The sequence below is a fragment of the Aquimarina sp. AU119 genome (genome assembly GCF_900312735.1).
Taxonomy (GTDB): domain Bacteria; phylum Bacteroidota; class Bacteroidia; order Flavobacteriales; family Flavobacteriaceae; genus Aquimarina; species Aquimarina algiphila.
The window spans coordinates 1-10,003 of record NZ_OMPF01000034.1; the positions used below are offsets into that span (position 1 = coordinate 1).

6 protein-coding genes are annotated in these 10,003 nt (G+C 37.6%); 4 read left to right on the plus strand and 2 right to left on the minus strand.

The features are described from left to right. Positions 1 to 1,090: 1,090 nt before the first annotated feature. The 3 genes from DK442_RS28395 (at position 1,091) to DK442_RS25115 (ending at position 3,766) form a co-directional block, all read left to right on the plus strand. The gene (locus DK442_RS28395) at positions 1,091 to 1,255 is read left to right on the plus strand and encodes a hypothetical protein (protein WP_160114352.1); all 165 of its coding nucleotides are present in this window, start codon (positions 1,091 to 1,093) and stop codon (positions 1,253 to 1,255) included. A 186-nt stretch (positions 1,256 to 1,441) separates the two neighbouring features. Further along, positions 1,442 to 2,491, plus strand: coding sequence for a hypothetical protein (locus DK442_RS25110; RefSeq protein WP_109438676.1), 1,050 nt, complete (start codon positions 1,442 to 1,444; stop codon positions 2,489 to 2,491). A gap of 1,020 nt (positions 2,492 to 3,511) precedes the next feature. Then, on the plus strand, positions 3,512 to 3,766 hold the full coding sequence (locus DK442_RS25115) for a hypothetical protein (RefSeq protein WP_109438677.1): 255 nt from the start codon (positions 3,512 to 3,514) through the stop codon (positions 3,764 to 3,766). A gap of 143 nt (positions 3,767 to 3,909) precedes the next feature. Here DK442_RS25115 and DK442_RS28890 read toward each other — a convergent pair whose 3' ends face one another. Both DK442_RS28890 and DK442_RS28895 read right to left on the minus strand, forming a co-directional pair. Further along, entirely contained in the window at positions 3,910 to 4,149 is a 240-nt protein-coding gene (locus DK442_RS28890) for a BfmA/BtgA family mobilization protein (protein WP_370444684.1), read from the minus strand. Positions 4,150 to 4,495: 346 nt separating this feature from the next. After that, entirely contained in the window at positions 4,496 to 7,696 is a 3,201-nt protein-coding gene (locus DK442_RS28895) for a BspA family leucine-rich repeat surface protein (protein WP_160114353.1), read from the minus strand. A 1,337-nt stretch (positions 7,697 to 9,033) separates the two neighbouring features. Between DK442_RS28895 and DK442_RS25135 the strand changes: the two genes are divergently transcribed. Beyond that, positions 9,034 to 10,003: leucine-rich repeat domain-containing protein (locus DK442_RS25135; protein ID WP_160114354.1), on the plus strand; the 970-nt coding region annotated here is incomplete at its 3' end.

A 10,003-nucleotide genomic window follows, 5' to 3' on the forward strand; every position in this document is an offset into this window, starting at 1 on the left:
TTCGGTTTCAGTTTTAATTTCTATGATAATATTCATCTTAATTATCCATTCTTGTAAAAAAATGTGTTTAAGCATGTTAAAATGGGGACTAAGAAAGTGTTTTAAGTGACTTTGCAAAACAGTTTTTACAAGTATTTATATGTTAAACATCTATTGTTATTCCTAATTTGATAATATAGGTTAAAGTCGTTTTGTTAGAGAGGGACTCTAGAATTAAAATGTGATAAGATAGCTTGTTGAAAAGTTTTAAAGAAAAGAGAAGTAATACATCGAGTAATTGTTGAACAGGATGATATGATTAGTGTCAAACCAATACTCCTAATATAAAGACATATCCTCATATTTTCAAACACTTTGAACTGTGTGTTATAGGCATCTTTAGTATTGGGCCTTGTTACACAAAAACGACGGGAACCGTTGTTGTACATCCCCGCCGTTGTTAATAACCTAAAACAAACTCAAAAATACTTACCCTCATAAGACCAATATTTGATTTGGCTCTACGCTATCACTCTATTGGGCATACTTGTTATTGTATAATCTTTTGTTGTAAACAAAGATGGGATTTTAGTACGGGATTGGATGACAAAAAGTGTTTATATCGGTTAAACCCGGGACGAATAGATCATTAAAAGTGATAGAGACGTGAAAGGCATATTTTTTTGCACATGGTGTGTTTATTGTAGTTCCCGACACTAACCGTTCTTTTTTCCTTACAAAGGCATATAGTACTTACCTGTTCTATTATCCCAAAAACATTGTATGCTATCCCACTTTTAATGAGTTTTAGCACTAATTATTGGATGCTTCTCTTGTGTGATCATTCTTTGCTTCTGATTAATACATCAAAAGCTCATGAAATGGATTTGTCATTCGCAGTTTTTTTAGGGATCAATTCATCAAATTCCACCGGTCATGCCAAGTTTAAAATGGGCAATGGATTTCCGGCGGCGGACATTTTGGGATGCAAGATCACTCCCAGGTTCCCATCCCGAGGTGGCACACGGTCTTTCAGGGGTTAGTGTGGATCTGTCGTCTAACAGTAGCGTGCTGACCATAGGGGACACTAGGAACAGACAAAATTAAGACTATGTACAAGTATATGAGAGGGGATGGTTCTATCATTGCCATGGAGTTATTATCAATAGGGGTAATGGTAAAAATTTGGAGCATGTGCGTGTTTAATGATTCTGAGAACCGTCAGCTAGCCTTGATATTGATGATGAGGAAGCCAAAGATGATTTATGAGAATTAAACGTGGATGTATCTGGAAATAATTTTATTGTGGTTATCGAGACCTGTGTGAAAAATGGTGATAATGGTCCAAACAAGCGCATATTATAAGCTAAACAACAACGCTATATGTTAATTGATGATTGCCACTCGTTGAAACCTTATTAAAAATAAAGTATTACAGTTAAATTAAATTATAAAGTACTATATGTATAGAAAAGAAGACACATCAGAAGAAATAGATTTAGGACAACTGTTCAAACTTATAGGAAACGCAATTAATACATTTTGTAACTGGGTTTATGATAGTTTGAAAGCCATATATCACCTTTTTATTTTATGTATTCTCTTCCTTAGAGCCCATTTTTTTAAGTTTTGTTTGGCGGTTATATTAGGTATTGGACTTGGGGGTTATATGGATTATGGTAGATCACGTATATATAGATCTTCTATGATTGTACAACCTAATTTTAATAGTGCACGGCAACTATATAGCGATATTGAATTTTACAGTGAATTGGTAAAGCAAGGAGAAAATGAAAAGTTGGCAGGAGTATTACATATTCCACAGTCAGTAGCAAAAAGTATAACAGATATTAAAATAATGGCATTAATAAATGAAGAACGAAAAATTATAAAGTTTGATGAGTTTATTAAAGATAGGGATTCTGTTACACGAAAGAGCATAAATTATGAAGATTACTTAAAGAACTTTAATGAAATTGATGCAGAATTTTATGAAATTCAAATAGAGGCGACAGCATCTGAAATAGCAAAGCAATGCCAAAAGGTAATAGTAGCCTCTGTAGAAACCAATGAATATTTCAAGCTTCAAAAAAAGGTTAATAATGATAATTTGGCAGTTAGAGATACTATGACTAGCGAACAGCTAAAGGAAATCAATAAATTACAATCGTTTTATAAAGAAATAAGAGTTTTAGAAGCACAACAATCGGTAGGAGCAACTAATATTAATTTGACAGATAATAAAATAGAGCAAATCTTAGAATTTGAGTTATTCAAACAAATAGAAAAATTAAAAGAAGAAAAAATTGAGGTAAACATAGAGAAGGCAAATACAAAAAATATCATCAATATAGTTTCTGGTTTTCCTGATAGAGGAAAATTGATAAATGACTTAAGATTTAAAAAAATAGTACAAATGCCTACATTATTTGTGGTTATTCTATTTTTAATATTAATACTACCGACCTTTAATAAGTACCTGACTAAATATAGTAAAAGTATCAGTTATTAAATGGTGTAAGCTCTTGGCGGATGTTATTTAGTGCATTTCGGTAATTATCGGAGTCGAAGAAGTTCATTAGCTTATCTTCCTCCATGTTTGTAATGAATAATTTTCTTTAGACTTGAATAAGTAAATAAGTATTAAATTTAGAAGAAGAAATAGTAAAACAATTGCTTAAGCATAATGCATTGGAGTTGTAGTGAGGATTTACCCTTTTTGTAGACTTCAGAGTTTCAAGAAATTCCTCTTTTAATACCGTAAATTTATTTGATGAGTGATATGATATCAACATCAAATAATCCCTGTTAAACCAATGCCCTCATATAAAGATATACATCAGGTTTTCAAATACCTTAAGTTGTGCAGTTTGGGCATTATTGATTTAGACCTTGTTCCGCAAAAAAAAAGACGAGAACCGTCGTTATAACCCCCCGTCGTTGCTATTAACTCAATAAATCATGAAAACGCTTAGCCCTTATAAGACCAATGTTTGATTTGGCTCCACGCCATCACTTCATTGGGCATACTTTTTCGTTAGGTAATACTTTGTTAGAAACAAAGGTGGGGTTTTAGTATGGAATTGGAAGATAAAAAGTGTCTATATCTACTAAAATCGGGACGAATAAACCATCAATAGGGATTATTAAATTCCTGTTGTCCCAAAAAACATCATAAAACATACCTTTTTTAAGGAGGTTCAGCACAAATTATTGGATAATTTCCCTTGTATGGTGCTTCTTTACTGCATTTAATATTTAAAAGTTCATAAAAAATACCAAAAAAAAATGAATCAACCGCACAGGGTGTTGCCGCCGTTTTACCCTTGTGACCACTATTGAGAGTAACGTTTTTACAAGTAACCGATTGATCAGTGTAATGTTGTGATTAATAATGTTAATTAGAAAAAAAATACTACTTATATTTTTCGCTTTATTTTTTCGATGCGTATCTCTTCTATTGGGCAAAAGTATAGGGTTTTGAGCAGCTCCCCCTGGCACAAAAATAGCATGCCCTGCTGGACATGAGGACATGCCTTCGCGTGCGGGAACATCTGGGCAGAATGGGCTTATTACCCAAAAGAAGGCAACATCAACCACACAGCCCACTTCAGAGATCCAGATTAGCTTTCGTGGTGATGGTGCAAAAGATCCAGATTTTAGAAAGGCTTGTAGGTATGCTGCCGATATTTGGGAGCGCTATATAGTAAGCTCGGTGCCGATTGTAATAGAAGTAAGATTTGAGGGGCTGGGTTTAGGTGTATTGGCAAGAGCCGGAGCCATATAAATTTCATATTAACAGATAGCACTACAATCCCTAACGCGGGCATACCCGCCAATTGAGCGCTTTACGTTGGATGTTTGCTCTAGATAGTACACTATTAATAAATCCCTGGTCTAATTTGTAGAACTATCTCTTTATAGAAGCGATTAAGACTTAATCAATTTTTGCATCAAGGTAAACCCGTAAAATTTCCCTCGGAAAAGGGACGGCATAAAGCTCTGTCTTATCCAATACTCATTTATTCCGTTTCCTTGCCACTCGAAAAAGTGGATCACCATATCCAAAGTTTTGGAATAGCTACTTGAAACTTTTCTTGAAAAACTCTTGAACCTTAATAAGGTTTTCTTTTTTATTCGAACTGTTTTAAAATAATCTATTTGGGTTATGTTTTATAGTTTATTGTGACAATATTTTTCAGTGTTTTATGGGCTTTCCAAAAGTTTTGTAACAATTTGTTTTGCCTTTTCAAAACTCACAAAATCCCAAAACTCTTATAAATAGGGGCTTTGCAGGGTAAAATGGAAAACGTAACGTTGCACCAGCGTGTTACCCTCGTGCTCTACATTTTTCCCACCGGTCAAAATTCCGAGTCACCTGATTGTTCCAATCAGATGCTTTTCTTATAATTGGTAGGTATGATCCATGGGAGAATTAAAATCTTAAAAAGATAAGTACATAAAATGAAAAGAAACTACACACTCAATTTGTATCCAATTGATTTAGTTTAGAAGTTTAGCGTATTAAACTAAAATGTCCTCTTAATATCTTACCATCTCTATAAGTTATTAAGTACCAATACTCATTAGCTATCATAGGGCGGCCATTAAATGTACCATCCCAACCTGCCGAAATATCTCTTATTTCTTTTAACAACTTCTCGTATCGGTCAAAAATAAAAACCCTTAATATTTGATTTGATGAGTTTGGAACTATCCAATAATCATTTATATTGTCATTGTTTGGAGTAAAGAATTTTGGTGGTAAATCTGTATTAGAAACATTTGTTTCTGTAGTAAAATTTTCTTCTGTACAACCCATAGCGTTTCCGTCTGAATTGTAAGGTGTTATATCAACATAAATGGATGTGTTTTCCGGTAGGTCTTCCTGTAGATCGTAACTCAAAACATTCCCTACATCTAAAGCATATAAGATATCGCCAGTCATTGAACTTGTACCAACCGTTAGTTTATAGCCTGTTGCATTCGGGACCTCGTTCCATTCCAGGCCTGTTGCTATAGGAACATCAATATCTCCCGATAATGGTACTGATAGCGTAGTACATGATGGTAATGATGTTATAGTTAATTGAAAATCTTGTTCTGAACTACAGTCTGAATTACCATCGTAGATATACAAGGTAATTGGATAAGAGGAAAAGTCACTAAAGCTAATCGTGTGTCCAGAGTTATACGATGTTCCTGTACCATTACTACCTGTATAATATTTTTCATTACCTGTGAGATTTACCCCGATGATTATTGGTAAGGTATAACTATCAGAAACAGTTTGATCAGCTATATCTTCTAGTATTGGTGCAATCGTTCTTCCTGCATCGGTAATCCTCCAATTATCACTAATAATCATATTTGATCTGGCTGTTTCTCCTAAACAATATTGACTTAAGCCTCCACTAAATCGAACATTATTTTGTAAAACTTTTGAGTTCCAACCTATAAGTAGTGCGTCATAATTAGCAACTGAAAGTTTTACTCCAGTAAACATACCACCCATATCTGTTACGTTTCCCACATCCCAGTTACCTATGTCCTGATTAAAGGAGCTGGCATTTCCAAACATTTCACTCATATCTGTTACGTTTCCCACATCCCAGTTACCTATGTCCTGATTAAAGGAGCTGGCATTTCCAAACATTTCACTCATATCTGTTACGTTTCCCACATCCCAGTTACCTATGTCCTGATTAAAGGAGCTGGCATTCCAGAACATAAGTCCCATATTTGTGACCTTGCCCACGTTCCAGTCGCCTATGTCCTGATTGAAGGAAGCCGCACCATCGAACATGTATTCCATATTTGTGACCTTGCCCACATCCCAGCTACCTATGTCCTGATTGAAGGAACTAGCACCCCAGAACATTTCCTCCATACTTTCAACATTGCCCACGTTCCAGTCGTTTATGTCCTGATTAAAGGAGCTGGCACTTACAAACATGCGACTCATATCCGTTACATTGCTTGTCTTATTTCTCCAATCTCCGATGTTCCCATTGAAGGAACTGGCACCCCAGAACATCATTCTCATATTTGTGACCCTGCCCACGTTCCAATTGCCAATGTTCTGATTGAAGGAATTCGCACCACCGAACATTTGAATCATATTTGTGACCTTGCCTACGTTCCAGTCGCCTATGTCCTGATTGAAGGAACTAGCAACCCAGAACATACCACTCATATTTGTGACCTTGCCCACGTTCCAGTCGCCTATGTCCTGATTGAAGGAAGAGGCACGAAAGAACATTTGAAACATATTTTCAACATTGCCCACATTCCAGTCGCTTATGTTCTGATTAAAGGAGCTGGCATTTCCAAACATGCGACTCATATCCGTTACATTGCTTGTCTTATTTCTCCAATCTCCGATGTTCCCATTGAAGGAACTGGCATCCCAGAACATACCACTCATATTTGTGACCTTGCCCACGTTCCAATTGCCAATGTTCTGATTGAAGGAGCTGGCATTTCTAAACATATTAGCCATATATGTTACGTTTCCCACATCCCAGTTACCTATGTCCTGATTAAAGGAGCTGGCATATCCAAACATATTAGCCATATATGTTACGTTTCCCACATCCCAGTTACCTATGTCCTGATTAAAGGAGCTGGCATATTCAAACATATTAGCCATATATGTTACGTTTCCCACATCCCAGTTACCTATGTCCTGATTAAAGGAGCTGGCATTCCAGAACATATCAGCCATATATGTTACGTTTCCCACATCCCAGTTACCTATGTCCTGATTAAAGGAGATGGCATATGCAAACATGCGACTCATTTCCGTTACATTACTTGTCTTATTTCTCCAATCTCCGATGTTCCCATTGAAGGAACTGGCACCCCAGAACATACCTCCCATATACGTTACGTTTCCCACATCCCAGTTACCTATGTCCTGATTAAAGTAGCTGGCATATGCAAACATACCTCTCATATTTGTGACCTTGCCCACGTTCCAATTGCCTATGTCTTGATTGAATTCAAAAGCATGCCAGAACATGCTTTGCATATTTTCAACATTGCTCACGTCCCAGGTGTTGAAAGCTTCGTTTCCATTGAGCTTACGGGCACCCAAGAACATGCCACTCATATCTGTTACCTGGGTCAATTCGGGGGCATCCATGGCCATGACCTGTAGGTTGGTACATCCGTAGAAGGCGCGATTCATGCTTTTCCACTGGATATCGCCCCACTGCTCCACGGTCTGTATCTTGTCTTTGTCACCACTATCGTTGAAATAGAGCCTGGGGAAATCTCCCGTGATGGATACGGTGTAGGTGCCTGCACTGCTATAGGTATGATCAGCGTTTCCGGTGACGTTCAGGCTTGTCTCGTTAATCCCATCATTATCGCTATCCTCACCCCAATCCACGGTGTAGTTGTAGCCACTTCCTGTGGTGGAAATGGTGATGGACAGGTCTCCGTCTCCTATACCATTTTCTCCTACCTGCCAAGTAGTGATAAAAGCGTCCTGTGCCATAGCTGTAGTACTAAGGATAAATACTAACAGTAAGGTAAAAATGTATTTTTTCTTATATTTTTGTACGGTTCCCTGATGTTTGGGCCTATCGGTTGTCTGCCATAAACTATCGCGCCCGACAATGGCAAGAGCATTGTGTGTTAAAAAGAACAGTGGGGTGCTTTTCTTATAATTTGGGACGGAACTGTATTGAAGTAGTAATCTTTTTTTCATCGTATCGGAACTTTGTTGGTACAGTAGTCAATAATACATATCCATTCGTTCGCTAATCAAAGATCATTATTAAACTATTCTAGAAAGAGAATGTAACCTTTGCTTTTAAATTGTGCTAAAAAAAGTGTAGAAACCTATTAAATCAGGGACAAAAAAGAAGTTGAATGGTATTATGGAAACTCAAGGAAGGAAATCTTCTTGTGGATACCGCAGGAGCTGACTATTGCTTCACTCCTCAGTCCTGTCAAATGCTATAAATACACCCCACTTATATAAGTACCCCCTCCCACTTGTATAAGTACCCAGGGGTACTTCAATTGTTAAAGATTCCTGTAGATTTGTCAGGTAGGGTACTTACTTAAGTGGATAGGGGTACTTCAATTGTTAAAGATCTCTGTAGAGTTGTCAGTTCACCCACTTATAGTAGTAGGTGCGCCGGGTAGATTGGCACTTCATCCTGCCTTTTTGGTACGCTAGCGAGGTATTTTTGTACCTTGAGCTATCTTTTTTGACGATGTATCCAACCTATTTCTAGCTTCGTGGGGTGGCAGGATTATCTTTGATGATCCTGTTTTGAAGGTGTTGTTCAACAAAATCCAATCTCGGCTATTGTCAGTTTGTCTTTTTGATTTGATTGTGCTCTCTAAAACTTTGTTTTAAAGCTGCATCAAATAAAAAATCCAACCACTTTCGTGATTGGATTTTTTGGTCGGGGTGGCAGGATGTTATCTAACCACACTATATTTTTAAAAATCAAAAAGTTACATTTTATTAATTATACTTGGTAACCGAATTGGTAACATATTTGATAAGAACTTTTGTTGTGTTTTGTCTATATAAGACGGTCAAATAGAATAATTAGTCATTATACTAGGTAATTATTTGGCGGACCCTTTTTGATGTAACATGTAGGCCAACGGGTTTTTATTACCGTAATCCTATCCAATGTCATACACAAAAAGGACGGGGATCGTTATTGCCGATCCCCGCCGCTGGTAAAAACTTAAGTCTAAATGAAAAAACGCTACTCTAATAAGACCAATGTTTGATCCGGCTCCCCACCATCACTCCATTGCGCATACTTTTTCGTTAGGTAGTACTTTGTTAGAAACAAAGGTGGGGTTTTAGTATGGAATTGGAAGATAAAAAGTGTCTATATCTACTAAAATCGGGACGAACAAACCATCAAAAGGGGTTACTAAATTCCTGTTGTCCCAAAAAACATCCTAAAACATCCCTCTTTTAAGGAGGTTCAGCACAAATTATTGGGTATTTCTCTTGTATGGTAGTTCTTTACTGCATTTAATATTTAAAAGTCATAAATAAAACTTTATGAAATGAAAAAACAATTAAAATTAACAATGTCCGCCGTCGTTATGGTATTGGTGAGCCTTACCACATATGGCCAAAATGTAGGGAAGCAATTTACCGTTGATGACATCAGATACAAAATTACCGCTATCGCTCCCCCTGAAGTAATGATCGTGGTCTATGAAGGTACGGCCACGGAGGTGGAAATTCCCGAAACGGTCGATGATAATGGTAAAACCTATACAGTGACCGCTATTGGTGAGAATACCGATACTTTTCACGGTGGTCTTATTCGACCTTTTTTCGAAAAGGGACTGACCCATGTCAAAATACCCAACACAGTGACTATTATCGGACTGGGGGCCTTTAACACCAACAACTTGACCGAGGTGGACATACCGAACAGTGTCACCCATATCAGGAGGTGGGGCTTTTCCGGAAACTTTCTAAAAGAGCTGACCATACCGGCCAATGTTGAATATATTGGGCCCCAGGCCTTTTTTGGACTCAAAAACATTCCCATTGTGAGGTCCGAGCGCAATCCCCCACCAGAAATTGATGAAACGGCCTTTGATACTCCAAGCGGACCGCACTTCCGAAAAATGGACCTTGTGGTGCCCTTTATCGCTATACAAGCTTATGAAGATGCAGGCTGGAAGGAGGACTTCGGTTTTGTGAGCATCACCTCCGGGGTCACTACCGTTGATAAAGTTAAATACGGACTTGTCGACTCTCCGGGCGCAGCAACGTTGATTGCCGATGTTGGTGTACCCTTTCATTTAATCATTCCCTCAGAGGTGGATATTGGCGGGAACTCCTACCCTGTGACGGCTATAGGCGATGGTGCTTTTGTATCTACGGAACGCGCCCTGCTAACGGTTATCATACCGGAGAGTGTGAAAAGTATTGGGGAAAAGGCCTTTTATGTAAGGAGGATTAACCATATTATAATGCTATCCGATGATCCACCGGCGCTCGATGCAGATGCCTTTGAGT

Excerpts from the sequence above, each read along its gene's own strand:
- DK442_RS28895 (WP_160114353.1), bottom strand. The coding sequence starts at position 7,696 with ATGAAAAAAAGATTACTACTTCAATACAGTTCCGTCCCAAATTATAAG.
- DK442_RS25115 (WP_109438677.1), top strand. The coding sequence starts at position 3,512 with ATGCCTTCGCGTGCGGGAACATCTGGGCAGAATGGGCTTATTACCCAA.
- DK442_RS25110 (WP_109438676.1), top strand. The coding sequence starts at position 1,442 with ATGTATAGAAAAGAAGACACATCAGAAGAAATAGATTTAGGACAACTG.
- DK442_RS28395 (WP_160114352.1), top strand. The coding sequence starts at position 1,091 with ATGTACAAGTATATGAGAGGGGATGGTTCTATCATTGCCATGGAGTTA.